Below are 23,981 nucleotides of genomic sequence, written 5' to 3' on the forward strand. Positions count from 1 at the left end.
AAGAGCACGCTATATGAATAGGACAGGCTGCTCTATTTGATGAATTGGCCCTGCCAGTCTTTAGGACGCCAGTCGGGCTCATCGACCCAGAGCTTGAACGTCAGGGGCTTGTCCGTATCGCCGTTGACGGCAAGGCGGCGGGCATCGCGCAGGGCGATGGCTTCATCGTAAAGTGCCATGTCGCTATCCATAAAGCGGACTTCGACGACATAGTGAGGCGGGGCATCGGCCGGCCGTTGCGCGGTGAGGGCTGCGGGCTCCATCATCCCCGGTCGCACATCGCTATGATTGACCAGGGCAATGGCGACCACGAGGCCGGCTTCATTGCACGGCACCCATTCGCCGAGCTTCTCCTGCGTCTTGTTGGGACCGTTTTTGCCGAAATTCTCCGCCGCAATGGCGGCATTGTAATTGAGGCGCTTCCAACCCGCCTTGTCGAACCTCGCAGCGATCTCCTGCGCCAGAGCCATCATTTGATCGAACGACAGTGGTTCACGCGGCAATGTCGCGGCAAAATTCGTCAGAAAGCCAGCCGTCTGCCCGAAAAAGACGTCACGTCCGGCCGGCAAGGAGACCGCACAATCGCCTTTCTCATAGCGCAGGATATAGCCATCAGGCTCGGCCGGCCGATCGGCGAAGGCATGCAGAAACATAAATCCCATATCGGGTAATTCGGCCCCGGCTTGCCCGAGATGGGGCTTGGGATCGATGGTCGGATTGGCGGCGAAGAACTGGCCAGCCGCCTGACCCAATTGGGCGGTGACCATGATGATTGGCCTCGCGGCTCCAGGCTCTACAGAGGCCGCTTCTTGGGCGAAAGCTCGGGCGCCGGCAGGGAGCTGAAAAGTCAAGACAGGCACGACGAAGGCCACCGTCAGAAACGCCCGGCAAGAAGTTTTCGTCGTGGGCAAGGAACCCATACCGACTCGCTCCTCCAAACTCACCAATTTCGGCTGGAGCCCCCTACTCCGCCAACACCCGCGTCGAGGGGAAGGTCACTTCCACCAGCGTTCCCGAATTCTTGGTGGACTGGATGGTGAAGCTCGCCCTGTTGGCTTCCACCAGCGCCTTGGTCAGGGGCAAGCCAAGACCCGTGCCGCCCAGGGTGGTCGAGGCGACCTGGCGGAAAGGTTCCATGGCGATGGTGAGCTCGCGTTCGGTCATGCCGACGCCGGTATCGCGCACACGCAGCACGGCTTCGCCACGCTCCGACAGTGTGGTGGAGATGATCGCCTGGCCGCCCGCCTGGGTGAACTTGATCGAGTTGGACAGCAAATTGAGCACGATCTGGCGGATGCTGCGCCCATCGGCCACGACATTGGGCAAGTTCCCGGCCAGCGCCATGCGGATGATGATGCGGTCGCGGCTGGCCTGGGGCTGCATCAGGCTGACCGACTGCTGCACCACCTCGTTGAGATTGACGCTGGAAAAGCTGAGGTCGAGCTTGCCGGCCTCGATCTTGGAGAGATCGAGCAGATCGTTGACCAGGCTGATGACGTGCTCGCCGGAGGTGTGAATGTCGCGGGCATAGGAGCGGTAGCGCTCGTTGCCCATTGGACCGAAACGCTCCTCCATCATCACCTCGGCAAAGCCGATGATGGCGTTGAGCGGTGTGCGCACCTCATGCGAGATCTTGGCAAGGAAATCCGATTTCTGCGAAGAGGCTTCCTCGGCCTGGCGTTTGGCGGCCGTCAGTTCGCTTTCGGCCTTCTTGAAGCTGGTGACGTCGCGCAGTACGGCGCAAAAGCGCTTGGCCTCCTCGCCCGTCTTCTCGCTCCCCAGCCGGCCGATGGTCATGAACAGCGGCACGGCGCCACCCTGGCGCACGCGGCCGATCACCTCGCGGCCGTCATTGAGCAGGCTCGCCACGCCGTTGGAGCGTAGGCTGTCGAGATAGTCGAAGGCCGCGCGATGGCTCTCCGGTGCGAACAGCAGCAGGAGGTCCTTGCCGATGATCTCGCGCTGCTCATAGCCGAACAATGCCTCGGCGCTGCGGTTGATGCTGACGATGCGTCCTTGCTCGTCGAGAATCACCACGCCGTCGGTCGCCGTGTCGAGCACGGCTTGAAGTTCGTCGGCACGGCGTTCGGCCGCATGCAGCTTGTCGGCACCGACCTCGCCGAGCGGACGGCGAACGGAAATGAGTAGAGCGCTCTCCCCATCCCAATGCGTGGTCTGCACGCGGCCGTCGACGGCGATGGTCTCGCCCGAAGCGGTTTTCAGGAGCACGCCGGGATTGGTATCCTCGCCCGTGGCGATGGGTCCGCTGCCGGCAAAGACATGGTCGAGGCCGCCGGCCTGGCGGATCGCCTCGACATCGGGATAGCCCAGCAGTTCGAGCATGGTCCGATTGGCAAATTGCAGTTCCTCGCCGCGCGCGATGAAGATGCCGATCGGAAGCCGGTCGATCAGGGCGACCGGCACCTTGTCGAGACGCCCAAGCTTGATCGGGCGCGCCACCGGCTCTGGCTCGCCTGCGGGCAGCGTTTCGGGCGAGACTGCCTCCGGTTCGGAAGCGGCGTCCTCCAGCCAGCGGATCTCATCGGCACTCAGGGCCGGCGCAACGGCGGGGTCGGCGGGCTTGGGGTCGGCGGGCTTGGGATCGGGCTGCGCCAGGGCTATCACGGCGCCGGGCTTTTCAAGGCGCGTTTCCGGTTCCGCGTGAGCGACCGGTTGCTCCAGACCAGCGTGATCGGGTTCGGCGGCCGGGGGCGCTTCCTGCTTCGCCGGTTCGACCCGACGTTCACCCTCGATACGCGCCCCCAAGGCCTTGGCAATCTCGTGGAAAGCGGTCCGTTCCGTCGCCGTCAGGCTGTGCCGCTCCGGCCCGGACCGTTCGGATATATGTTTTTCAGATACAGGCCGCTCGGGTGCGTGTTTTTCTTGGGTCACCTTGCTCGGCAAGCGTACCACATTGCTGTCGGCATTCCGCGGGGGCGTACGAACCGACAATGGTTCAGGAGCGGGTGCCGGTTCCTGCCCATCCGCCGGTTCGGCATCCTGCCAGACGACCGCGGCTTTCGCCGGCGGCACTTCAGCCTCGATCGGGGTGGATAGCGCCCTCGGCATACCGGCAATGCCGAAACCACGGAAACCGGCGAACTGACCTTCGCCCTGGAATTGCGGCGAAGCGCTCAGGCTGATCGGCGTTTCCTGTCGGGTGGCAGCATCGGGCCAGAGCACGGACAGCCCGGTCCAGGTCCGGCGCCCGGCAAGGGCCGAGACGATGGCCGTGCTGTCGCGCAGACCATGCGCCGCTGCGATATCGGCGAAACGCCGGCCGGTCCAGTCGGCGGCCCGCTGGCCCAGGGCCTGCGCCAGTTCGGCCGATACGGAGACGAAACGTCCCTCGGCATCGGTCTGGAAGACGAAGCGAAGAGGCTTGGTGCGAGCGATGGGCAACGGCTCGGCGGGCTTGTTCTGCGCGGCCTCCACGGGCGAGGACAGCGGAGCGTCCGGCCTTGCCGGCTCGCTGCGCTCGCCTTCGGCTTCGACCCAGCGCCAGGCGCCGTTCTGTTCGAAGGGTTTGGCCGCAGCCGAGTCACCGGGCGGAATTGCCTCCGTTCCTGCGGCCGGTAAGGGCGGCAGCGTATCCGTCACCGAGGGCGGAGCCCAGCTCTGCTGCCGCCGTCCGCGCGGCAGATCGAGCGATTGCACGAGCAGTCCCAGAAACCCTTCCGGACCGTCGAAGGATCGGCAGGCGCAGGACAGGGTGTCGAGCGCGCCCATGCCGGGCAGGCGCAGGCGATCGAGCCGCATGGCCCCTGGCCTCGGGAGTTTGCGGGCGATGGCCGCGATCTGCGGCGAGAGCGAAACCAGGGCGGAACTCGATTGCTGACGCAGGATGTCCGCCGGCGCCAGGCCCAGGCTCTGGGCTGCGGCGCGGTTGGCCCAGGCAAGCGCACGCCCGTCCAGATGCCAGACGAAGGCTGGGCGCGGGTCGTCCATCAGCGCCTGCAGGCGCTGATCGGCCATCAAAGCCGTCCGCAACATCGCCTCGATCATGCCGTTTTCCAAGAACCTGCCGAAATGACTAACAAAGTATGAATACAGATGGAAAACAAAAGGGTAAATCGCCGGCCCGCCGTCATCCCCCGCTGATCTCAGGCATGGTTAAAACGCCAAGCCTGCGCTATCGTCACCTGCACCGTCACCGGCCTGGGGGCGGGGGCAACGGAGGATACGCCAATGACAACCAAGCCGCCGAACTTCGAAATTCCGTCCGAGATGCGCGACATGGCGGAAAAGAGCGTCGATCAGGCCAAGAAGGCATTCGACGGTTTCATGGGCGCGGCCTACAAGGCAGCCGGTACCCTCGAAGGCACCAGCGATGCAATTCAGACCGGCGGCAAGGATATCGGCCGCAAGGCCCTGACCTATGCCGAACAGAACGTGGCGGCTGCTCTGGACTTCGCCTCGAACCTCGTCAAGGCCAGGGACCCTCAACAGGTACTGCAACTGCAGAGCGACTTCATCAAGGCGCAGCTCCAGGCTTTCGGCGAGCAGGCCAAGGATATTGGTGCCACGGCCAGCAAGGTGGCTTCGGACGTCGCCAAGCCGAAGAAATAGAGATTATCAAGACAGCCGGGCCGGGATTGCCCTGACGGGCAGCCCCGGCAGTGCCGCATTCCTATCTCAACTGGCGCAGGTGCGAGGTAATATATTGCTTGGGGCCCGCACGCTAATAATTCAAAATAACTGAGCTATTCTTGGCGACCCTGCAAAAAGACAGCCCTGTCTTGCAATCCCGGCATATCTCTTCGTCGCGGTGATACGTAATACTTTCCGCCGCGTAACGTTGCGTCTCTCCTCTATGGCGGCAAAGCGCTAATTCGGCCACCAATTGTCATAAAAGTGGCAATTGCAGCGCAATATCGGGTAAAAACCCGTCAATCACCCCTGATCTGACCAAGCGAAAAATTCACCAATAGGCATAATTTTGGGCATGAATCGCCCAAAAATTGCGCTTTGATCTGACGATTGTGCACTGCAACAAAGTTATTGCATCGCACAAAGGCATTTGATATAGATTGCGGCAGGTGAGGTCGCCGCTCGTTGCAGCACGTCATGCCGACGCTTCCTCAAAGTCGTTTCGTTAAGTCCACTGATCCAATTTCACCCTTATCCCAAGGAGCGTTCTATGGTTGCCGCCAAGAACAAGACTGAAACTGAGCTGGCCTTCGAAAATCTCTCCAAGCTGGAAATCCCTGCTTCCGTCCGTGACTTCGCCGAGAAGGGCGCTGCCCAGGCCAAGGACACCTATGCCAAGATCAAGGTTGCTGCCGAGGAAGCCTCCAGTGCTTTCGAAGGCGCTTACAGCACCGCTTCCAAGGGCGCTTCGACCCTCGGCCTGAAGGTTCTGGAGTCGGCTCGCACCAACACCAACGCTTCCTTCGATCATGCCATCGCCCTGTTCGGCGTGAAGACCTTCTCCGACGTGATCGAGCTCAACACCGCTTTCCTGCGCAAGCAGGCTGAAGCGGTCTCTGCTCAGACCAAGGAATTCGGCGAGCTCGCCCAGAAGGTTGCCAACGAGGCGATCGCTCCGGTCAAGGCTCAGGTCGAGAAGACCTTCAAGAGCGTCGCCTGATTTTTCAGCACGTACAGCTCTTTCGAGGCCCGGACATGGTCCGGGCCTTTTCTTTGAGTGGGACGGATTAAAAAATCCCGCGTGCCACACTTGAAATAGCGGATCGATCCCGCTAAACGCATGCCCAGATGCAGTTGTAGCTCAGTTGGTTAGAGCGTCGGATTGTGGCTCCGGAGGTCGGTGGTTCGAGACCACCCAACTGTACCATCACAAGGCTTGATGCGGTGGTGGTGCTTGCGACGTGACCGTCGAGAAATTTCTCCGGTTTGACGTCATTTAAATCAGGTCAAGTCGAGTTCACGCGGATCATGCTGCGCGTCTTGCCTCGACAGCCCGGCAAAACTCAATCTCACTCATGCGACCGATGAAGATTCCCACACCAGCGCGACAATAGAGCATTCGATGGCTATTTTGCGCGGATAGACTCGTTTCCATCACCATAGCAGCCATATCCGGCCCGGAAGGAATCACGACCAAAGCAGGCTCGATATCCCTGCTGGCCCGCGACGAAACTTCTTTCACCGGTACCCGCCACTCTCATCATCAGGCACAGTTGGTCTATGCGGCGAGCGGCGGCGTCTCCGACACCACCGATCGCCGCGGCACCTGGGTTGTGCTGCCGAACAGCGCCGTGTGGGTGCCTGCCCATGTCGGCATGCGGCTGTCGCGCGAGTTCCGTGTCGTGGAAATCTCACCATTCGTGCGTGAATCGATTCTCAGGCTCGACGGCGGCAGGGCCTGCTCGTGCTGATTTTGCCGGGCGCCTTTCGGCGTTGCTCGTCGAGGAACTGGTCTTCTCACCCACGAACCGCTCGGCCCGCCCTTGCCGCGGGCAGCGCAGTTCGGCCAACTCAGCGGAAGACAGTCTCCTGTCAGTACCTCAGCCCATGACGGCTACCAGGGCGATCACGCTGGCGAGCCCGAGCAACCTGCCGAGTAAGAAGGGACTTAGGAGGTCCGCCTAGTCGGCGAACGCTGGTCGCGTCGGAAGTCGCTGGGGTCGTCACAGATTGTTCTCGGCTTTGGACGTCGATGGCTCGGCCGCCGCCGGCGCTGCGCCGGGATCACCCATTCGAACCGTCGGGACGGCATGGGAGAACAACCTTTGTCGAGAACACGCCAGCCGTTCTGGCAGAGCCCTCAGGCAATAAAAAACGCCCCCGGCTATCGCCGGAGGCGTCAAACGAGCGTTCGCCCGTCTTGAATTGAATCAGACGCGTCCTGCGACGCGCCCGCAGGGCTTAGGCAGCCTGGAGGCGATCAGCCGACATCTTGCCGGAACGACGATCCTCGACCAGCTCATAGCTGACCTTCTGGCCTTCCTGCAGATCACGCAGGCCGGCGCGCTCCACGGCGCTGATGTGAACGAAAACATCCTTCGAGCCGTCATCCGGCTGAATGAAGCCATAACCCTTCTGGGAGTTGAACCACTTAACGGTACCTGTGCTCATGACGAACCTTTCCTATGGGCACGATCGAACTTCCTGCAACCGACCGGCGGCACGAAGCTCCATGGGTCGAAATTGGTAGGAAGGTCATCAGCGAGCGTGGTCGCAAAACCACACAGCCAAAACGTCCGGCCGAGATCGATGGGCTTTTATGCTGATATCGGCGCAAAAATGCAAGCGTGACCGTGCCCGTCATATTTGACATTGATTTCGCCTCGAATCGAGCCGTTTTCAGGTCAAATCGGGTCAAGATAGGGGTATAACTGCTTCGGACCAAGTGTGGGCAGATCCACAAGGCGTGCTGGATTCTCGCCACGCGAGTGCCACAAATGGCTTTTTAGGGCGAGCGCCGCCTCTTCCACTCGCCCCCCGGCAAGATGTTCCAGCACAGTTTTATGCATCCCGATCATCTGAGGAATGTCGGTGCGCTCGCCATAATTGCCGAAAGACAGATGTACCGAAATCAGCGGTAATTGACAGCGATAAAGCGTGGCACGCAACTCCTCATTGGCACAGCGCAGCACGATGTCCTGATGCAGATCCGTTTCGAGCCGGTGCAACAAGGATGTATCCGATCGCGCCTCGGCGGTGTGCGCCTGCGACACCCGTTCGAGTCTTTCCTCGATTATCGACGGTTCGAGCCCTGGCGCGGCCTGCCGAAGGGCGGCCGGCTCCAGCAGGATGCGCATTTCGTAGAGCTCGTCGATTCGAGCCGGTGTCAGCGGACCCGCATACCAGCGCGCATTGGCCTCCTGGCGCACCAGGCCGACGCGTTCGAGCCTCAGCAGGAGTTCATGGGCAACGGTGCGGCTGACGCCGAAATGCTCTGCCAGTGCGAGGGTACGAATCTGGAAGCGTCCGAACAGCAGGCATGACGCGACCTGGCGCTCCAGCGTGGGATAGATCAGGCTGCGCCAGTTGCGCTGCCCGAGCTCACTGCCAAGGCCCTCCGGCAGCGTGACGTGGCCGGCGAGATCACCCGGCCTTGCCGGCACCGCTTGGCTGAGGCCTACGACCACCCCCCGCAGCGCCGGCCTGCGATGGACCAGGCGTTCCGCCTCCAGGCGGGTCAGCGCGACCACGGCCGGCATGCGGCCGACACCGAACAGATCGGTGACCGCCTTTTCCCGGATGACGAACCCGGCCGGCAGCGCACCGGAGCGAATATGGGAGGCCAGCGTTTCGCCGACGATCTCGTTCAACCGTCGTCTTGTCGCCGGGATGCCCATGCCGCCCCTCCCCTCGCATCGTGCGTCACGCGCTCAACGGTAGCCCGCTTCCGACAGGGTCCTGATCCGGGCTGCATTGTCGCGGTCGACGATGGCGGCTCCGGCATCGAGGCTTGCCGGCATCAAGCCATACCGCAGATTGAGCACGAGCTGAATCACCGGATAGAAGCCCTGCGCATAGGGTTGCTGGTCGATGGTGAAGGCAAGCTGTCCCGCTTCGATCAGCCGCAATATGGCGGGCGACAGGTCGAAGCCGGCGACATAAAGCGCCCGGCCTTCCTGTTCCGCCGCCAGCCCGGCTGCTTCGGTGTCGGCCTGCCCGGTGGCGAGAATCGCCGAAATGCCGGGCTCTCTGGCCAGAACCGCCAGGATATGCCGGGTGGCCTCCTCGACCTGATGGCCGGTTACCGTCTCGATCCACTCGATGCCAGATCTTTCCAGGGCGGCCGTGATGCCGTCGCGCCGTTCCTCCAGCGCCGAGATGCCGGCATCGTGGAGAGTGAGCAGCACGCGGCTGCCTGGAGCGATGGAAGCGGCTGCCCGCCGGCCAAGGTTCCGGCCGGCCGCGCCGAAATCCTGCGCGATACCGCTGAGCGTGCCGGCGCTGCCGCTGCCCTGGTCGATGTTGAAGGCCACCACCGGAATGCCCCTGGCATGGGCCTCGGCGACCACGGGAGCGAAGGCGGCGCCGTCGAAGGCGACGAGTGCCAACCCGTCCACACCATCAGTCATGCCCCGCCGTGCGAGCTCGGCCATTTCCTCGGTGTCCACCCCCTTGGTTCCCGTGAACACCGCCTCGACATCCATCAGGGCGGCAGCATCCATCATGCCCTTGCGGACGGGGCGAAAGAAATCCTCGTCACAGGTCACGGCGATGAACTGGAGCCTCAGCCGCCTTGCCATGACATTCCTCCTTCCCCTCTTTCGATCAGCGCGCCGTGATCCGCCTCGCCGACCCCTCGGCCTGCAAGGCGGCAAGGGCCCCTTCGTCCCAGTCGATACCTAGACCCGGTTCTGGGGAGGGCAGCGCATAGCCGGCTTCGATGCGCATTGTTTTGCCCGTCACGCCGTCGAGCTGGGGAATGTATTCCACCCAGCGTGCATTGGGCACGGCACAGCACAGGCCGACATGCAGTTCCATCAGGAAATGCGGGCAGACCGCGACATTGAAGCTCTCCGCCATATGCGCCACCTTGAGCCAGGGCGTGATACCGCCGATGCGGGCGACATCGACCTGCACCACCGAGCAGGCGCGCCGCTGCAGATAATCGCGGAAATGGGACGGGCTGTAGATGCTTTCCCCAACCGCGATCGGGATCGAGGTGGAAGCGGCCAGGCGAACGTGCCCATCGACATCGTCGGCCGGCAGCGGCTCCTCGAACCAGCCGATATCCGCCTCGCGATAATGATGGGCACGCCGAATCGCCTCGTCCACAGCGAAGGCCTGGTTGGCATCGGTGAAGATTTCGAAGCCCTCGCCGACGGCTTCACGCACGGCGATGAGGCGATTCACGTCTTCGCGCACCGGACGGCCAACCTTGATCTTGCAACCGCCGAAACCGTCGGCCTTGGCCTTGAGGGCGTCGGCGACAATGGCCTCCTTGTCGAGCTGCAGCCAACCGCCCTCGGTGGTGTAGAGCCGGACCCTGTCCTGGGCACCGCCGGCCATGACATGCAGGGGCAGTCCGGCCTTGCGGCAACGCAGGTCCCACAGCGCGGTATCGATCGCAGCGAGAGCGAGCGAGGTAATGGCGCCCACTGAGGTTGCATGGCTGAGGAAGAGCAGATCGCGCCAGATCTGCTCGACCATGGCGGCTTCGCGCCCGATCAGCGCCGGCGCGAACGTGCGCGCCAGGAGTTCCAGGACGGAATGCCCCCCCGTGCCGATCGTATAGCTATAGCCGATGCCGACGGCACCATCGCTGTCGAAGACGCGGACGATCGGTGTCTCCTGGGCCACGAAGGATTGGATGGCGTCGACCCGCTTCACCTTGGGTTCGAGCACCACCATCGACAATTCGATGCGTTCGATCCTGGCCATGCGAGGCCTCCCCCCTTCTTGCCGAGGCATTCTGCTATCCCGGATCCCGGCCCGCGCAGACGCGGCTGAAATCAGAATATGTCCTGGCTCTGTTTCGAGGTCATCAGAGCGGCCGGCATGCGCAAAGTCAAGCATAGTGCATGGAATATGCATTATGACGCGGGCATCGTCTGGGAGGGGCTGCAGGAATCGACGGATTTGTCGGCGCACGCGCCATGCAACCGGTTCCGTCCCATCGGCGGGCAGCGTATAGTCGTGATCGCTATCCGATCATCCGATAAGAGAGGGGACTGACGTCATGCATGCTACCCCGATTACCGGTGCGCAGATCCGGGCCGGCCGTGCCCTATTGCGCTGGACTGCCCAGAAGCTGGCGGATGCCTCGAGCCTCGGCGTGGCGACAATCCGGCGAGCCGATGCCTTTGACGACATTCCGCAGATCACCAGCGCGAACGCCGCCGCCATCCGCCGGGCGCTCGAAACCGGAGGGGTGGAATTCATCTCGGAGCATGGCCGGGGCGTCGGCGTCCGCCTGGCCCGTCATCGCCTGCTACAAGGCGCGCAATTCGATCATGTCAGCGACGGGAATGAAGGGTGAGGAAGTTTTATCTGGCGGCGGCAGCGGCGGCTTTCATCGGTACGCCGACCGCCCAGGCTTATGACTATATGGCGCTCGGCCTCGGCACGATGCCGTGCAAATATTGGCTCTCCACCACCCGCCTCGAAGGGGAAGGCAATAGCTGGATTCTCGGCTGGTGGACCGGGCTCAACAGCCGCAACGACAATCACTGGGTCGGCAGCCGCACCGATGGCAACGGCATCATCCTGGCGGTGAAGAGCGAATGCCAGCACCAGCCCGACAGGCTGTTGATGAACGCCATAGACAGCGTATTCAAGAAGATGGCCAATCCGAGCAAATAGGCTGCCCCTTCGGAGAAATACCGGAAATTTACCACATAGTCCGCTGTGCGAGCCTATTTTGGCCCGGCAGATTCGTGTGCATTGACACCTGTCGCTTGTATCCCTATACCGGATAACGTAACATTCCCTTACGTTACATAGGCTGGGCGGCAGTTAATATTCACCAACGGAGACGGATACTATGTTAAGAATTGTAAAGATTGCTGCCGCTCTTGGATTCATCGCCGCGACGGCTGGGGGTGCGCAGGCCATGCCTGCCTCCACGCCGATGACGAAAGGCTCTCTGATCGTCAACGAAGTTGCTTTCCGCTGTGGCCCGGGCATGGAGCGTAATCGCTTCGGGCGCTGCGAATTCCGCCGCGCCGACCGTTTCGAGCGCCCTGCCCCGGCCTATCGTCGCCCAGCTTGCCCTCGCGGCATGCACCCGGCTCCGTCCGGCCGGCGCTGCGTTCCCAATCGCTTCTGATCGAAGGCACAGCTTTCCGATGCCGATATGAAAGGGCGGTGTGACCGGTTACGCCCGGGAGGCGTGGCCGGTCACGCTGCCCTTTCCTCAAGCGTTACTCGGCACCGGTGTGCCAGGGGCCATGATGGGCACCGGGCTGGTCGATGCGTTCGAAGCCATGGGCCCCGAAGATGTCGCGCTGGGCTTGCACCAGGTCCACTGTGGCTCTGCTGGCCCGCAGTTGCTGCAGATAGTTGAGGGCCGAGGTCAGGGCCGGCACCGGGTGGCCATTGGCGAGTGCAAGGCCGAGAATCTTGCGCGCGGCCGGCAGGCTCGCCTTGAGCTCGCCGGCAAAATCCGGATCGAGAATCAGCGATTCGGGCGCCGGCGTCGCCGAATAGGCGCGCGACATGCTGTCGAGCATACGCGAACGGATGATGCAGCCGGCGCGCCAGATCTTGGCGATCTCGGCAAGCGGCAGGTTCCAGCCGAACTGCTTGGAACCGGCGGCCAGGACGTCGAAGCCCTGGGCATAGGCCAGGATCTTGCCGGTCAGCAGAGTCTTCTCGATCTCGGCGATGATCTCGGGCGTCGCCGTGCCGATCGCGGCCCGCTCGGCATCGCCGAGGACACCGTTCACCGCCTGGCGCAGGCTGCGCATGCCGGAAAGGCCGCGCGCCTCGACGGCCGCGGCGATGGCGCTTGCCGGCACGCCGAGATCGAGCGCCTCGATGGCGGACCAGCGACCCGTGCCCTTTTGGCCGGCGCTGTCGAGAATGATGTCCACCAGCGGCTTGCCGGTGGCGGGATCGGTCGTGCGCAGGGCCTGCACGGTTATCTCGGTGAGATAGGAGGCGAGTGGGCCCTTGGTCCAGCCCTCGAACACGTCGGCGATGGCCGATGGCGTCATGCCCAAGCCGGCGCGCATCAGGCCATAGGCCTCGGCGATCATCTGCATGTCGGCATATTCGATGCCGTTATGCAGCGTCTTGACGAAATGGCCGGCACCGGCCGGGCCCATATAGGCGCAGCAGGATTCGCCCTGATAGCGGGCGGCGATCGCCGTCAACACCGGCTGGACCCGCTCCCAGGCCTTCTGGCTGCCGCCCACCATGATCGAAGGACCGTGGCGAGCGCCCTCCTCACCGCCGGAAACGCCGACGCCGAGGAATTCGAAACCCTCCGCCGAGAGGGCCTGGTCATGGGCGACGCTGTCGCGGTAATTGGCATTGCCGGCATCGATGATGATGTCGCCCTTGGCGAGATGTGGCTTGAGCTGGGCGATGGTCTCGTCGACGGCAGCACCCGCCTTCACCATCAGCAGCAACGCACGCGGCGGCTTGAGGGCGGCGACCAGTTCCTCGATCGAACGGCAGGCAATCATGTTGCCGGCGAGATCACCTGCCTCGACCAAGGCCTCATCGGTGCGGGCCGAGGAACGGTTGTAGACGGCAACCTTGAATCCCTTCTCGGCAATGTTCATGGCGAGGTTGCGACCCATGACCGCCATGCCGATGACTGCGATATCTGCCTGTGCCATTTTCGGCTTCTCCCTGTTTGCCCGGGGTGCCCCGAGCACATCGATCCTTTCCTTGCGCTATGCCGCCTTTGTCCCAGGATGTACAGGCCTCCCCACCCGCGGAAGCGCTGAATATTTGGGCAATCGCGCCATGAAGTCTTTCCAACAAACCGGTAAGCCGCCCGCTCGTTCAACGGCAGGCCGTCCCGACCGATTTGACAAAATACGGCATTTGCCGCCAGGTCCAGCGCCTTGCTACCAAAGCCCGGGGCTCTCTGCGTGGATTTGACCGCCATCGCCAAAACCGTCGCGCAGGCGCTCGCCGCTCTCGCCATCATCGTCGTGCTGGCCTGCCTCTCGCTGGGGCTGGCCGACGGCCTGCGCCGGCCCGAGGCCATCCAGGAAGCGGTCCGGGCGGCCATCGCCAGCCAGTCCTTCGGCGATCGGGAAGGTATCGAGCGCATCGGGCAGCACCGGCTCAGCCATTTCAGCGAATGCATCGGCCTCTCGACGGCGATCGCTCCAGCCGCGGCCAATCCCATCACCTTCACGCTGCAATCCCCGGCCCTGCTCTGGCAGCCGCCGAGATCGATCTGCGACAGCTTGCGAGAACAGCTTGCCGGCACGGAGCAGCCGCATTTCGCCTATTCGCGCTACTGGCACGGCTATCGCCTCGTCACCGAACCGTTCCTGTCGTTCTTCTCCTATCGCAGCCTGCAGCTTTGGGGCGGCGCCTTTCTCATCCTCTGCGCCTTTCTGGTGCTTGCTCCGTTCCTGCCTCCCGTCATCCGCGGCACGGCGAGCCTGGCACGGATCGCCACGCTGGTTGCCGTTATGGCCCTGGGCCTAGTGATGACGGACCTGCCGATATCAGGCCTCACCCCGACCCACATGGTCTCCCTCTCGGTCCTCCTGCTGTGCTGGGCGGTGGCCTTGCGCAAACAGGGCCCGATGGAACTGCTTCGCTTCGCGCCCTGGGCCTTCGCCATGGGGGCGATCTACAATTTCTTCGACTTTCTCTACAATCCCGACCTTCTGGCCTACGTACTCGGCTGGACCTTTCTGCTGCGCGCCGTGCTGGCCGAGCAGCGCCCGCTCGGCGCCAGCCTGGTGCAGGCGATCCTTCTGCAGGGCGTTGTTATCGCCGGCTATATCGCCATGTGGGCAGCGAAATGGGTCCTGGTGGTGGTCGTCGGCAGGATCTTCGGCGAACAGACCTCGGTGCCGAGCCAGGATTTCGCCCGCTGGTTCGGCGGCGGCGACGGTGTCTACCGGCCCCTGCAAAGCCTCTACGAACTGCTGCTCGAGAGCGCCACCATGCCTCTGGGCTGGTGGCCGATCGCAGCCTGCCTCCTGGCCGGGCTCGCGCTATTCTCGGTAGCGCTGCGGCGCGGCCAGGCAGCGGCCATGCTCGGCGTTCTGGTGCTGACAGTCCTGCCGCTGCTGGTGCTGGAGCTGAAGGCCAACCATAGCATCCAGCATGCGCCCTTCACCTTCCGCCTTATTCCCTTCGCCCTGGTGCTCAGCCTTGCAGGGGCGGCGGCGATGCTGGGCCGCTCGGCACGCATCACCACACTTGCGCCGGGGCACGCGGGACGGGTTCAGTCCTGAAGCCGAAGAGATAGCGTGTCCTGGTCTCCAGGGCCTGCGCCAACTGCTCCATGGTATCGAGGGCGCGCCGCAGTTCGGTGTTGGTGAAATAGGTGAGCAAATGCGCGGCGAGATTCGGCTCGCCGGCTTCGATCAGCACCGCGGCGCTGCGTGCGATTCTCGCATGCTCCACCGCCAGCATCTCCTCCATCGCCTGCCACAGCGTCAGGGCTTCGGGCAGGAAGGCTTCGTGGTGCTGGAAGAGCAGATTGAGCAGCCGCTTGCCGGCGAGGCTGGCCGAGCGGGTCGATTCGATGCCCTGCGGCACCGCCGACAAGGTTTCGGGGCGCCCCTTCTCGGCATGGCGTGTGTCGAGGAAGCGCGAGGCCTCCCCGTCGCTGAGATAGCGGTGCTGACGATATTCCTCCGCTACGGTCTCGATGCCCAGGAACACCGGCACGAAAGGTGCCGCCACCGCGCCGACCTGGGTGTGCCAGATGAGGCGCAAGGCCTCGGGAATCACGCCCAGCAGCGGCACCACCTGGCCGTAGCCGGCAGTGTCGCCGGTCAGCCGCTCCGTGCGCACGGCCCAAAAGATGTCCGCCAGGCCGATCTTCTCCGGCCGGGCTGCCCGTGCCGTCATTTCCTCTTCGATCCATTGCACACCGGGCCAGCGCCCCTTGCCGTCGCCATAGACGGCATTGGCATCGAAAGGCGCACCGGGCCGGTGCCAGCCGCGCTCCTGCGCGAAGGAGACGAAATGCGGTGGATAGAGAAAATCCGTCTGCGCCGGGTCCTCGACCGGCACCTGCCCGACATAGCCGGGCCGGGAGGCGCGAATGGCATCCGGCCCGAGACGCTCCGCCACCCACAAGCCCTGGCCGCCCGAGAACTCGATCACCACCCAGGCCTCGTCAGCATCGGCGATCAGATGCGAATTGCCGCCATAATCGGCATAGCCATGGCGGGCGATCAGATCGGCGATGATCTCGACGCCCTCGCGGGCCGTGTGCGCCCGCTCCAGCACGAAGCGGGCGAGGTCACTGTAATTGGGGCCGGTCTGGTCCGATGGCGTCATCGCCACCAGTTCGGCGCGGGAGGATGACCAGATGTCGCGCACGGCGACGCCATGTTCGTTGAGGCCGCCATTGGTGAGCGGGGCCGGCACCCCCTTGTAGTAGCTGTAGCTGACGCGCAGATGCCGCGCCGTTTCGGGAACCTGCGGAATCTCGCTCATCTGTCCCGGCAGATCGGCCTGAGGCGTCACGCCGACCGCAATCCGCGCATCCGCCGCATGCCGGCATCGAGGCACGAGTTCGAGCCAATGGCTCGAGGGCTCGTCGCCATAGCCGGCGAGATAGGCGATCCCATCCGCCGTATGGTTCCTGCCGATATAAAGACCGTAGCTCACCACCGGCCTCCGCCTTGGAATTCAACAGCCCTGAGGGGCGCCGACAAGGTAGGCCGTCATTCCGCCAAAGGTCACGCGGCATCGTGCCGCGCGCCCTGTGCGCGCCGTCACGGTCGAATAACGAGACATGCGTTAACCTTTGTGCAACCTAATCATCCCTAGCGTAAGGCTACCGGGCGGCGGGGCGCTGCAGGTGAACTGGAGTTCAACCAGGGAATGACAGATATTTCGCAAAACGCTCAGATTTCCAGCGACTGGTTCAGTTATTTTTTTAATTCGACCATGCTCAGCATGATCGTCCTCGATCTTATTGTAGCTCTCGTAATTTTAATTGCTCATCGCTGGTTCGTCTTGAACGAGCGGAAGATTAACGCAACGTCAACCACATCAGCAACTTCAACGGCTTCAGAACAGATCGAAACGCGCCTCCCTGGCATCGCCATACGTCCCGTTGCGCTCGCCTGAGCAGGACGATCGGCTGCCCCCTCATTCGGGGCCAGCCTTTCCACCTCGTTGCCTTTGCGCCTGGCATCACAGACTTTCCTTGATACGGCCTCATCATGGCCCCGGGCGAAGCGTACTCCCTTCAGCCTAGTCCTTTCGGGGCAGGCCAACTCCTAATTGCTGACTTGGCCGCGCGACGCCTCGCTTTATCATGGCGATGTCCGTTTCTTTTCACCCAATCGATTGCAATGACCTCCGAACAAGCCAATCTTCTTCGCGCCTGCTATCTCTCCGGCCAGATGAGCGAGGCTCAGTGGCAGGAGCATCTCCGCAACGGCGATGTGACCGAGGAAGCTCCTTCTCTTGCGGCCGGCGCGAAGCCCTTGCCGGATATGCTCGCCGAACTGGAAGCGACCTATGATCTGCGCCCACCAGCCAAGAAGCTGGCCCGCTCAGAAGTTTGAGGGGGATTGGCGTTCGCCGAGCCACAGGACGATGCTTATGCGGGCCGGACATCCGGCCCGTTTCATTTTGCCCGCGTCTCTTCCTCGGACGAGGACGATTCCCGGCGAATCTGCTTTCGCCCGAACAGCCTCGACCTCCCCGTTTTCGGAGAGCCCGGCCGAGGGCGGACAGGTTGAATGGACGGCTCAACCAGCCGAAGCCACAGCATGAACAATCAATTGTTTCAAGGATTTAGATGGTGCTGCAAGAGAGGATTGAACTCTCGACCTCTCCCTTACCAAGGGAGTGCTCTACCACTGAGCTACTGCAGCATCTGCCAAGGTACTTGCCCGGCGCGGCGCTCTAGTGCCACAAGGGAGGCTTCCGCGCAAGCCGGTTGCTGCATAAAGTCGTCATTTGATGAAAACACCCGTGAAAACCGAGGCCGATAAGCGAGCCGAGCGCCTCGCCAAAGCCCTGCGCGCCAATCTCGGCCGGCGCAAGAGCCAGTCGCGCGGGCGTGACGCCGTGTCGAGTGAAAACCGGGAAAACGCCGATGCGAAAATGCCACAGGACGATGCCGAATAGACCCCGCCGCGATTCCGCCCCGGCTTCGCCCTTGTCCGGCCTTTGCGCTTCGTTTACTCAAACCGGTTAACCTTATCTCTTACGTTGCTCGACTGCTTGCCTTCCGGCCGCCAATGCGCCGATCACGGGCGAGGCCGAAGCCATTCCGAAGGATCGAACATGGATCGAATCAAGATCACCGGCGGCGCGCCGCTTCACGGCGTCATTCCGATTTCCGGCGCCAAAAACGCTGCCTTGCCGCTGATGATCGCGAGTCTGCTCTCCGAGGACGTGCTCACCCTCACCAATGTGCCGCGCCTGGCCGACGTCGCCCTGCTTGCCCGCATCCTCGGCAATCACGGCCTCGACGTCACCATCGCCGGCAAGCGCCCGGGCGAGCTGGAACTGACCGGCCAGACGGTGCGCCTCGATGCCCGATCCATCGTCGATACCACCGCGCCCTACGAGCTGGTCTCGCGCATGCGCGCCAGCTTCTGGGTGCTCGGCCCGCTGCTCGCCCGCATGGGCCGTGCCCGTGTCTCGCTGCCCGGCGGCTGCGCCATCGGCACGCGCCCGGTCGACTTCCTGCTGATGGCAATGGAACGGCTCGGTGCCAAGATCGAGATCGAAAACGGCTATGCCGTCGCCGAGGCGAAGAACGGCCTGAGAGGCGCAGAGATCGATTTCCCGAAAGTCACGGTCGGCGGCACCCATGTCGCATTGATGGCCGCGACCCTGGCCGAGGGCACCACCGTCATCCACAATGCGGCGCGTGAACCCGAGATCGTCGATGTCGCCGACTGCCTGATCAAGATGGGCGCCAAGATCAAGGGCGCCGGCACTGCCACCATGGAGATCACCGGTGTCTCGCGCCTGCAGGGTGCGCATCACCGCGTCATCTCCGATCGTATCGAGGCCGGCACCTACGCCATGTGCGTGGCGATGGCCGGCGGCGACGTCATGCTCGAAGGCGCCCAGCCCGAGCTGTTCGAGAATGCGCTCGACGTGCTGCGCGAGGCTGGAACCGAGATCGCCGCCACCAATGAGGGCATCCGCGTGCGCCGCAATGGTCACGGCATCGATCCGGTGGCCGTGACCACCGAACCCTTCCCGGGCTTCCCCACCGACCTGCAGGCCCAGCTGATGGGCCTGATGACCAAGGCCAAGGGCAAGTCGCGCATCACCGAGACGATCTTCGAGAACCGTTTCATGCATGTGCAGGAACTCGCTCGCCTCGGCGCCCATATCCATCTCGACGGCCAGACGGCGATCATCGAAGGCGTCAGCACCCTCAAGGGTGCCCCGGTGATGGCGACGGATCTGCGTGCCTCGGTGTCGCTGGTGATCGCCGGCCTGGCGGCCCAGGGCGATACCGTGGTCAACCGGGTCTATCACCTCGACCGCGGCTTCGAGAGCCTGGAGCGCAAGCTCGCCGCCTGCGGTGCCCAGATCGAGCGCATTTCCGGCGAAGGCTGAGATTTTCCACTTCGCCAGCGTATGCCGGCCTGGTTATCTTCTGAAGGGGCGCTGCCATGTCGGTTCGCGCCCCTTTTGCGTAACGGACCGTCGAGCATGCTGAGAATCTGGGGACGCCAAAATTCCTTCAACGTCCAGAAGGTGATGTGGCTGGTCGGCGAACTCGGAATCGCCCACGAACATATTCCGGCGGGCGGCGATTTCGGCGGCCTGGATACGTCTGAATTCCTGGCGCTGAACCCGCATGGCCGAGTGCCGCTTATCGAAGATGCGGGCACTATCGTGTGGGAATCACACACGATCCTGCGCTATCTCGCCGCTCGATTCGGAGCCGGACGTTTCTGGCCTGATGGCGCCGGCGACCGCTCACAATTCGAGCGCTGGATGGATTGGTCGCAGACTGCCCTGCAACCGGCCTTCCTGTCCGACGTGTTCTGGGGCTTTTACCGCACGCCGGAAGCACAGAGGGACTGGTCACGCATCCGCCGCGGCATCGAGCACTGCAGTGCTCATTTCCTGCTGCTCGATCGCTGGCTGAAAGGCAGGGACTATATGCTGGGCGATCATCTCAGCCTGGCTGATATCACCGTCGGCACCACGCTCTATCGCTATTTCAATCTCGATATTCCGCGCCCTGAAATCCCGAATGTGCAGGCATGGTACGAGAACCTGGCGACACGTGCCCCCTATCGGGAGCATGTGATGATGCCATTCGACGATCTTCATGGCCGGCTCGCCTACTGAGAAACATTGATCCGCTCCCAAGCTAGAGCGTCTTGTCGAGGCGCTCCTTCAGATAGGCGCTGAACTCACTGGCAAAACGCTCCGCCACCTCGATACCGGTCTGGTTTGCCGCGCGAATCATCTGGAAGCCCGCATCGATGAAGATGCTGAAGGGGCGAAAGACGATGTCCCGGCTCGTGAACTCGCTTGCAGAAGCCGGATCGACCAGTGCGATGCCCGCGCCTTCGGCCACCAAGGTGAGGGCCGTATAGGAAAGCCCTGTTTCGAGCTTGGCCAGGCGTGGCACCCCGGCAAGCGCCAATTCCACCCGCATCGAAAACAGCGTGCCGGGATCCAGGTTGATGACGCGCTCGCCGGCAAGATCGCCTGGTTCGATGACCGGCCTGCCGACCAGACGATGGCCTGCCGGAAGCGCGGCAATGGCGGCAGCCGGATAAGGCTCGATGACAAAGCCGCGCCTGTCGAGCGGCTCATCCGCATAACCGATATCGGCCTGGCCTGACGCCACCGCCTCGATCACCATGGCGGAAGGAAGCGCATTCAAGGACACGTTCAGGCCCGGCTTGTCGCGCAGGAAGCGGGCCAGGAAGCGCGGCAGCAGGCTATTGCCCAAGGCCGGCATGGCTGCGATCCGCAGGGTACCGGCCGAATGCCGCCTGATCTCCTGGGCGAGGAAGGCAATCCTGTCCAGGCCGATAAAGGCCCGTTCCACTTCCTGTATCAAATCGATCGCAGCGCGGGTCGGCCTGATCTGATTGCTCTTGCGTTCGAACAGGATGAGGCCCGTGGCACGCTCCATATCGGCGATCAGGCGGCTGACAGCCGGCTGCGTCACCGACATCAGCTCCGCCGCCAAGGTCATCCGGCCGGTGCGCATGACGGCCCTGAAGGCCTCGATTTGTCTCAGATTGATCGGAGGTCCCATAACATCTGCTTATTCGTGAGCGTCAAATTCGAATTTGCGCGAATACGCTGCCGATGCAAGTCTGCTGCAGCCGAACAAGACGGAGAGACGGCATGGGCTCGCAGACCCTTCTGATGTCGCTATATCGCTACAAGTCCTGGGCCGACGATCTCATGCTGGACGCGATGATCGAGGTAGAGCGCGCCGGCCCGCTCCCTGGTTTCGGCGCGGCGCTGCGTATCCTCTATCATGCCCATATCGTCGATCGCATCTTCATGGCGCATCTTGAGGGGCGCAGCCATGGCTATGACGACAATGAACCGGACGACCTGCCGGCCTTGAAGGATCTTTCCGCTGATATTCGCCAGACGGACAGCGCCTATGTCGATTACATCGCCGGCCTGCCGGCTGAGGAATTACGGGAGACCGTTCGTTTCAGGTTCACGGATGGACAGCCCGGACGCATGTCGCGCGAGGAAATGCTGGCCCATGTCGTCACACATGCCGGCTATCACCGCGGTGAGATCGGCCGGCTTCTGCCGCAGATTGTCGAGGCTGCTTCCGTGGACGTTTTCGCGGGCTATCTGCACCGGTCCGATCCGGATCGCAGAATCTAGAGCAAAGTGCGATTTTTCTGAATCGCACCTTTTCTCTAACTCCTCGTTTTAGCGCGTTTTCTTAATCGAAAAGTCTATCAACTTTTCTGGAAAACGCTCTAGCGGCAAGATGGTGGTTGAAACCCTGCGACTGCTGACAGGCTGCGGTCAGCAGACAAATCCTATATTCTGTCGGACAACGGTTAGCGGAGTTCGACACATGTCCAGCACCGACTATCAGGACGATCCCTGGGGCCGCCATTGGTGCCATGCACCCCGGCATAATGGCTTCCTCCTCACTGGCGGGAAACCGAAGCCGGGCATCTTCCGCATGCTCCTGCAACGCATCAAAGCGATGGCGAGCGGCAAGCCGGTGCCCTCCGATCACGAAGAGCGATCGGCATAGATTGCCGCTTCACGCTTTCTTGCGCGTTCTCGGAGCAGGCCGGGAAACATTTTAGGCATGAGCCGGACTTGGCAAGCCCGTGCTCATTTCCCGTCGAGGAACCCGATCAACGCAGCATTGAACAGGGCCGGATCCTGCAGGAAGGCGAAGTGACTGGCATTGGGCAGGATCAAAAGGCCGGCGCCGGGGATGGTGGCGGCGATGTATTCGGTATGCTCGCGCTTGATCGCCTCGTCACGATCGCCATCAACAACCAGCACCGGCGTCTTGATCGCCTTGAGCTGCACATCGGTCCAGCTCGGCTGTGTCGCCCACATCTGGCTGATCTGGCCGACGAAGGCCTCATACTCCTTCGGGGTCTGCGACAGCTTGGCATATTCCTTGCCGGCCCGTTCGATATAGGCGGCGAAGGTAGGATTCTTGTCGACCCCGTCCTTGACACCGGAGGTCACGGTGTTCGCCGCGAAGGCGAAGATCTTGCCGACGCGGTCGGGATGACGGATGGCGAGATCGATGCCGAGAATGGCGCCGTCGCTCCAGCCGACGACATCGGCCCGCTTGATCTTGAGCTTGTCGAGCAGGGCGACCACGTCATCGGCCATCAGGTCATAGCCATAGGGCTTGGTATCCCGGCTCGAGCGGCCATGGCCGCGGCTGTCGACAAGGATCACCTTGTGACGGCGCGCCAAGGCCTTGGCCTGCAGGCCCCAATAGTCCGAATTGCCGAGGCCGCCATGCAGCAGCACGACCGGCGCTCCCTTTCCCAGGGTGGCGTAATAGAGCTTGATGCCGTTGATATCGGCAAAGCTTCCCTTGGTGACGGGTGCCGGCGTCGGCGGCAGCGTCTCCCAGCGCTCGGCCGCCCGGACCGCACCGAAGGAGGCTAAAAGCAGGACGCAGGCGGAAAAGGCGGCAAGGATGATGCGCATTGGAAGGCCCCTCGACTCGAAATCCGATCGAGCCGACGATCCATCATTTACACACCAACGTCAAAGTCTATTAAAATAGTGATCTATTCTCGGGATGCATAACGGTCGGAGCCTGGGCTTCCTCCACCGGTATTCTGATCAACCCAGCGATACCACGCTTCGGCGCTGCCGTTGAAGACGTTGAGGTCGATCTTCTCGCTGACACCATGCGAGAGCCCCGATCCCGAATATTGCCAGAAGATCCATCTCCGGCCTTCGAACACCTTGGAAGGATGCTGGGCGACCGAGCGCAGCCAGAAGGGATAGTCCAGGAAGGCGCCTTCCAGATTGTCGTGATAGAAGCCCGGCGCCGTGTAGATGATGGGTCGCTGGCCGTAATGCTGTTCCACCATGGTGAGGAACACGCGCATCTTTTCAACGATTTCGGCGGGCGACGGCCGCCGCTTGCAGGCCGAGTCGGCATTCCATTCGACATCGAGCACTGGCGGCAGCGCCCCGTCGACACGCGGTACGTTGCGGATGAACCAGCGTGCCTGCTCGGCGCCGCTGCGGCACCAATAGAAGAAATGATAGGCGCCGCGCCTGAGCCCGGCCTCGTGCGAAGCCCGCCAATTGCGCCTGAAGAGGGGATCGAGATGGTCGCCGCCATCGGTCGCCTTGATGAAGGCGAAGTTGGCACCTTGCTGGCGCAGCGTCTGCCAGTCGATGTCGCCCTGCCAGCGCGAGACGTCGACACCGTGAACCGCGAAGGCGCGCGGCGAAGCCTTGCCGAAATTGATCGGCTTGGCATCCCGGAAGCGGCGGCCATAGATGCGCTCGCGCAGGCTCTGCTTGATCACCGGCGCGGCCATGGTCGCTGCCGCGGGCTCGACGGGGAGTGTCACGGGCCGCAGTGGCGGCCTGGAAATCGGTGGCGACGCCATGGCCACCGTGTCCGGCGGCACGCCCTCGGGGAGTGGCTGCTGGATCGGTTCCGGCTCCGGCGGCGCCGGAATGGAGGAAGCAACCGAGCCCGTGGTCTCCGGCGGCCGGATGGGCCGGTCAGGATCGCCGCTGATGGCACTGCAACTCGCCAGAGCGAGGCAGGCGACGAGAATGGCTGGCAGACCCAGTACGCGCATGGATACTCACGTCAACAAACGCCGGAACGATCGGCCCCAGTCCCCCCGGAAGCCGTAACGAAACGTTTGTGCGCAAATCGCCAACAAAGATTGAATCAGGGCGCCTCACCGTTGATTTCGCGCCACAAGGCGCGCCATTCCCGGAACATGGTAACT

The 23,981-nt window shown here is 62.8% G+C and carries 24 protein-coding genes and 2 tRNA genes; 14 read left to right on the forward strand and 12 right to left on the reverse strand.

Going from position 1 to position 23,981, the window contains the following annotated elements:
- Positions 1–32: 32 nt before the first annotated feature.
- Positions 33–767 (reverse strand): hypothetical protein, encoded by a 735-nt coding sequence (locus ACN6KF_RS16100; protein WP_434957807.1) that lies wholly within the window; start codon positions 765–767, stop codon positions 33–35.
- Positions 768–963: 196 nt separating this feature from the next.
- Positions 964–4,005, reverse strand: a complete 3,042-nt coding sequence (locus ACN6KF_RS16105) for a PAS domain-containing sensor histidine kinase (RefSeq protein WP_434957808.1) — start codon at positions 4,003–4,005, stop codon at positions 964–966.
- Between the two features lie 183 nt (positions 4,006–4,188).
- Between ACN6KF_RS16105 and ACN6KF_RS16110 the strand changes: the two genes are divergently transcribed.
- The 4 genes from ACN6KF_RS16110 to ACN6KF_RS16125 all read left to right on the forward strand — a co-directional run bounded on the left by ACN6KF_RS16110 (position 4,189) and on the right by ACN6KF_RS16125 (position 6,341).
- Positions 4,189–4,569 (forward strand): phasin, encoded by a 381-nt coding sequence (locus ACN6KF_RS16110; protein WP_434957809.1) that lies wholly within the window; start codon positions 4,189–4,191, stop codon positions 4,567–4,569.
- Between the two features lie 571 nt (positions 4,570–5,140).
- A complete protein-coding gene (locus ACN6KF_RS16115) occupies positions 5,141–5,590 on the forward strand; it encodes a phasin (protein WP_149253972.1) in 450 nt (149 codons plus the stop codon).
- Positions 5,591–5,720: 130 nt separating this feature from the next.
- Positions 5,721–5,797: transfer RNA gene (locus tag ACN6KF_RS16120), tRNA-His, on the forward strand.
- 346 nt (positions 5,798–6,143) lie between these two features.
- The gene (locus ACN6KF_RS16125; RefSeq protein ID WP_434957810.1) at positions 6,144–6,341 is read left to right on the forward strand and encodes a cupin domain-containing protein; all 198 of its coding nucleotides are present in this window, start codon (positions 6,144–6,146) and stop codon (positions 6,339–6,341) included.
- A 490-nt stretch (positions 6,342–6,831) separates the two neighbouring features.
- On the opposite strand, the gene ACN6KF_RS16130 is transcribed toward ACN6KF_RS16125, so the two are convergent.
- The 4 genes from ACN6KF_RS16130 to ACN6KF_RS16145 all read right to left on the reverse strand — a co-directional run bounded on the left by ACN6KF_RS16130 (position 6,832) and on the right by ACN6KF_RS16145 (position 10,308).
- Positions 6,832–7,041, reverse strand: a complete 210-nt coding sequence (locus ACN6KF_RS16130; RefSeq protein ID WP_149253971.1) for a cold-shock protein — start codon at positions 7,039–7,041, stop codon at positions 6,832–6,834.
- A 233-nt stretch (positions 7,042–7,274) separates the two neighbouring features.
- Positions 7,275–8,267, reverse strand: coding sequence for an FCD domain-containing protein (locus ACN6KF_RS16135; protein ID WP_434957811.1), 993 nt, complete (start codon positions 8,265–8,267; stop codon positions 7,275–7,277).
- Between the two features lie 33 nt (positions 8,268–8,300).
- The gene (locus tag ACN6KF_RS16140) at positions 8,301–9,170 is read right to left on the reverse strand and encodes a substrate-binding domain-containing protein (RefSeq protein ID WP_434957812.1); all 870 of its coding nucleotides are present in this window, start codon (positions 9,168–9,170) and stop codon (positions 8,301–8,303) included.
- A 25-nt stretch (positions 9,171–9,195) separates the two neighbouring features.
- The gene (locus ACN6KF_RS16145; protein ID WP_434957813.1) at positions 9,196–10,308 is read right to left on the reverse strand and encodes a mandelate racemase/muconate lactonizing enzyme family protein; all 1,113 of its coding nucleotides are present in this window, start codon (positions 10,306–10,308) and stop codon (positions 9,196–9,198) included.
- Between the two features lie 298 nt (positions 10,309–10,606).
- Here ACN6KF_RS16145 and ACN6KF_RS16150 point away from each other — a divergent pair, with 298 nt between their 5' ends.
- Together ACN6KF_RS16150 and ACN6KF_RS16155 are read left to right on the forward strand one after the other, a co-directional pair.
- Positions 10,607–10,906 (forward strand): transcriptional regulator, encoded by a 300-nt coding sequence (locus tag ACN6KF_RS16150; RefSeq protein WP_434957814.1) that lies wholly within the window; start codon positions 10,607–10,609, stop codon positions 10,904–10,906.
- Positions 10,903–11,229 (forward strand): hypothetical protein, encoded by a 327-nt coding sequence (locus ACN6KF_RS16155; RefSeq protein ID WP_434957815.1) that lies wholly within the window; start codon positions 10,903–10,905, stop codon positions 11,227–11,229. The genes ACN6KF_RS16150 and ACN6KF_RS16155 overlap by 4 nt, the downstream gene beginning before the upstream one ends.
- Positions 11,230–11,789: 560 nt before the next feature.
- On the opposite strand, the gene gndA is transcribed toward ACN6KF_RS16155, so the two are convergent.
- Positions 11,790–13,214 (reverse strand): NADP-dependent phosphogluconate dehydrogenase, encoded by a 1,425-nt coding sequence (gene gndA / locus ACN6KF_RS16160; protein ID WP_434957816.1) that lies wholly within the window; start codon positions 13,212–13,214, stop codon positions 11,790–11,792.
- Between the two features lie 258 nt (positions 13,215–13,472).
- Here gndA and ACN6KF_RS16165 point away from each other — a divergent pair, with 258 nt between their 5' ends.
- The gene (locus ACN6KF_RS16165) at positions 13,473–14,804 is read left to right on the forward strand and encodes a hypothetical protein (RefSeq protein ID WP_434957817.1); all 1,332 of its coding nucleotides are present in this window, start codon (positions 13,473–13,475) and stop codon (positions 14,802–14,804) included.
- On the opposite strand, the gene ACN6KF_RS16170 is transcribed toward ACN6KF_RS16165, so the two are convergent.
- A complete protein-coding gene (locus ACN6KF_RS16170) occupies positions 14,761–16,194 on the reverse strand; it encodes a C69 family dipeptidase (protein WP_434957818.1) in 1,434 nt (477 codons plus the stop codon). The two genes, ACN6KF_RS16165 and ACN6KF_RS16170, sit on opposite strands and share 44 nt — an antisense overlap.
- A gap of 216 nt (positions 16,195–16,410) precedes the next feature.
- Here ACN6KF_RS16170 and ACN6KF_RS16175 point away from each other — a divergent pair, with 216 nt between their 5' ends.
- Both ACN6KF_RS16175 and ACN6KF_RS16180 read left to right on the forward strand, forming a co-directional pair.
- A complete protein-coding gene (locus tag ACN6KF_RS16175; RefSeq protein ID WP_434957819.1) occupies positions 16,411–16,659 on the forward strand; it encodes a hypothetical protein in 249 nt (82 codons plus the stop codon).
- Between the two features lie 164 nt (positions 16,660–16,823).
- A complete protein-coding gene (locus tag ACN6KF_RS16180) occupies positions 16,824–17,102 on the forward strand; it encodes a hypothetical protein (protein ID WP_434957820.1) in 279 nt (92 codons plus the stop codon).
- A gap of 237 nt (positions 17,103–17,339) precedes the next feature.
- Here the strand turns inward: ACN6KF_RS16180 and ACN6KF_RS16185 are convergent.
- Positions 17,340–17,414: transfer RNA gene (locus tag ACN6KF_RS16185), tRNA-Thr, on the reverse strand.
- Between the two features lie 100 nt (positions 17,415–17,514).
- Between ACN6KF_RS16185 and ACN6KF_RS16190 the strand changes: the two genes are divergently transcribed.
- The 3 genes from ACN6KF_RS16190 to ACN6KF_RS16200 all read left to right on the forward strand — a co-directional run bounded on the left by ACN6KF_RS16190 (position 17,515) and on the right by ACN6KF_RS16200 (position 19,869).
- Positions 17,515–17,670, forward strand: a complete 156-nt coding sequence (locus tag ACN6KF_RS16190; protein WP_434957821.1) for a hypothetical protein — start codon at positions 17,515–17,517, stop codon at positions 17,668–17,670.
- Positions 17,671–17,829: 159 nt separating this feature from the next.
- Positions 17,830–19,125, forward strand: coding sequence for a UDP-N-acetylglucosamine 1-carboxyvinyltransferase (murA, locus tag ACN6KF_RS16195; protein WP_434957822.1), 1,296 nt, complete (start codon positions 17,830–17,832; stop codon positions 19,123–19,125).
- A gap of 96 nt (positions 19,126–19,221) precedes the next feature.
- Entirely contained in the window at positions 19,222–19,869 is a 648-nt protein-coding gene (locus ACN6KF_RS16200; RefSeq protein WP_434957823.1) for a glutathione S-transferase family protein, read from the forward strand.
- Positions 19,870–19,891: 22 nt separating this feature from the next.
- Here ACN6KF_RS16200 and ACN6KF_RS16205 read toward each other — a convergent pair whose 3' ends face one another.
- Entirely contained in the window at positions 19,892–20,794 is a 903-nt protein-coding gene (locus tag ACN6KF_RS16205; RefSeq protein WP_434957824.1) for a LysR substrate-binding domain-containing protein, read from the reverse strand.
- A gap of 92 nt (positions 20,795–20,886) precedes the next feature.
- On the opposite strand from ACN6KF_RS16205, the gene ACN6KF_RS16210 reads away from it, so the two are divergent.
- The gene (locus ACN6KF_RS16210; RefSeq protein ID WP_434957825.1) at positions 20,887–21,390 is read left to right on the forward strand and encodes a DinB family protein; all 504 of its coding nucleotides are present in this window, start codon (positions 20,887–20,889) and stop codon (positions 21,388–21,390) included.
- A 199-nt stretch (positions 21,391–21,589) separates the two neighbouring features.
- Positions 21,590–21,775: a hypothetical protein gene (locus ACN6KF_RS16215; RefSeq protein WP_434957826.1), complete on the forward strand. Its 186-nt coding sequence runs from the start codon at positions 21,590–21,592 to the stop codon at positions 21,773–21,775.
- 83 nt (positions 21,776–21,858) lie between these two features.
- Here the strand turns inward: ACN6KF_RS16215 and ACN6KF_RS16220 are convergent, their stop codons facing one another.
- Both ACN6KF_RS16220 and ACN6KF_RS16225 read right to left on the reverse strand, forming a co-directional pair.
- Positions 21,859–22,704 (reverse strand): alpha/beta fold hydrolase, encoded by an 846-nt coding sequence (locus ACN6KF_RS16220; RefSeq protein ID WP_434957827.1) that lies wholly within the window; start codon positions 22,702–22,704, stop codon positions 21,859–21,861.
- 83 nt (positions 22,705–22,787) lie between these two features.
- Positions 22,788–23,825 (reverse strand): glycoside hydrolase family 25 protein, encoded by a 1,038-nt coding sequence (locus ACN6KF_RS16225; protein ID WP_434957828.1) that lies wholly within the window; start codon positions 23,823–23,825, stop codon positions 22,788–22,790.
- Positions 23,826–23,981: the final 156 nt, after the last annotated feature.

It is taken from the genome of Labrys methylaminiphilus subsp. lupini, assembly GCF_051161885.1.
Classification (GTDB): Bacteria; Pseudomonadota; Alphaproteobacteria; order Rhizobiales; family Labraceae; genus Labrys.

What these genes read in the sequence shown, in the direction of transcription:
- ACN6KF_RS16100 (WP_434957807.1), bottom strand. Translation starts at nt 767, where the DNA reads ATGGTCACCGCCCAATTGGGTCAGGCGGCTGGCCAGTTCTTCGCCGCC.
- ACN6KF_RS16105 (WP_434957808.1), bottom strand. Translation starts at nt 4,005, where the DNA reads ATGATCGAGGCGATGTTGCGGACGGCTTTGATGGCCGATCAGCGCCTG.
- ACN6KF_RS16110 (WP_434957809.1), top strand. Translation starts at nt 4,189, where the DNA reads ATGACAACCAAGCCGCCGAACTTCGAAATTCCGTCCGAGATGCGCGAC.
- ACN6KF_RS16115 (WP_149253972.1), top strand. Translation starts at nt 5,141, where the DNA reads ATGGTTGCCGCCAAGAACAAGACTGAAACTGAGCTGGCCTTCGAAAAT.
- ACN6KF_RS16130 (WP_149253971.1), bottom strand. Translation starts at nt 7,041, where the DNA reads ATGAGCACAGGTACCGTTAAGTGGTTCAACTCCCAGAAGGGTTATGGC.
- ACN6KF_RS16135 (WP_434957811.1), bottom strand. Translation starts at nt 8,267, where the DNA reads ATGGGCATCCCGGCGACAAGACGACGGTTGAACGAGATCGTCGGCGAA.
- ACN6KF_RS16140 (WP_434957812.1), bottom strand. Translation starts at nt 9,170, where the DNA reads ATGGCAAGGCGGCTGAGGCTCCAGTTCATCGCCGTGACCTGTGACGAG.
- ACN6KF_RS16145 (WP_434957813.1), bottom strand. Translation starts at nt 10,308, where the DNA reads ATGGCCAGGATCGAACGCATCGAATTGTCGATGGTGGTGCTCGAACCC.
- ACN6KF_RS16150 (WP_434957814.1), top strand. Translation starts at nt 10,607, where the DNA reads ATGCATGCTACCCCGATTACCGGTGCGCAGATCCGGGCCGGCCGTGCC.
- gndA (WP_434957816.1), bottom strand. Translation starts at nt 13,214, where the DNA reads ATGGCACAGGCAGATATCGCAGTCATCGGCATGGCGGTCATGGGTCGC.
- ACN6KF_RS16175 (WP_434957819.1), top strand. Translation starts at nt 16,411, where the DNA reads ATGACAGATATTTCGCAAAACGCTCAGATTTCCAGCGACTGGTTCAGT.
- murA (WP_434957822.1), top strand. Translation starts at nt 17,830, where the DNA reads ATGGATCGAATCAAGATCACCGGCGGCGCGCCGCTTCACGGCGTCATT.
- ACN6KF_RS16200 (WP_434957823.1), top strand. Translation starts at nt 19,222, where the DNA reads ATGCTGAGAATCTGGGGACGCCAAAATTCCTTCAACGTCCAGAAGGTG.
- ACN6KF_RS16205 (WP_434957824.1), bottom strand. Translation starts at nt 20,794, where the DNA reads ATGGGACCTCCGATCAATCTGAGACAAATCGAGGCCTTCAGGGCCGTC.
- ACN6KF_RS16210 (WP_434957825.1), top strand. Translation starts at nt 20,887, where the DNA reads ATGGGCTCGCAGACCCTTCTGATGTCGCTATATCGCTACAAGTCCTGG.
- ACN6KF_RS16215 (WP_434957826.1), top strand. Translation starts at nt 21,590, where the DNA reads ATGTCCAGCACCGACTATCAGGACGATCCCTGGGGCCGCCATTGGTGC.
- ACN6KF_RS16220 (WP_434957827.1), bottom strand. Translation starts at nt 22,704, where the DNA reads ATGCGCATCATCCTTGCCGCCTTTTCCGCCTGCGTCCTGCTTTTAGCC.
- ACN6KF_RS16225 (WP_434957828.1), bottom strand. Translation starts at nt 23,825, where the DNA reads ATGCGCGTACTGGGTCTGCCAGCCATTCTCGTCGCCTGCCTCGCTCTG.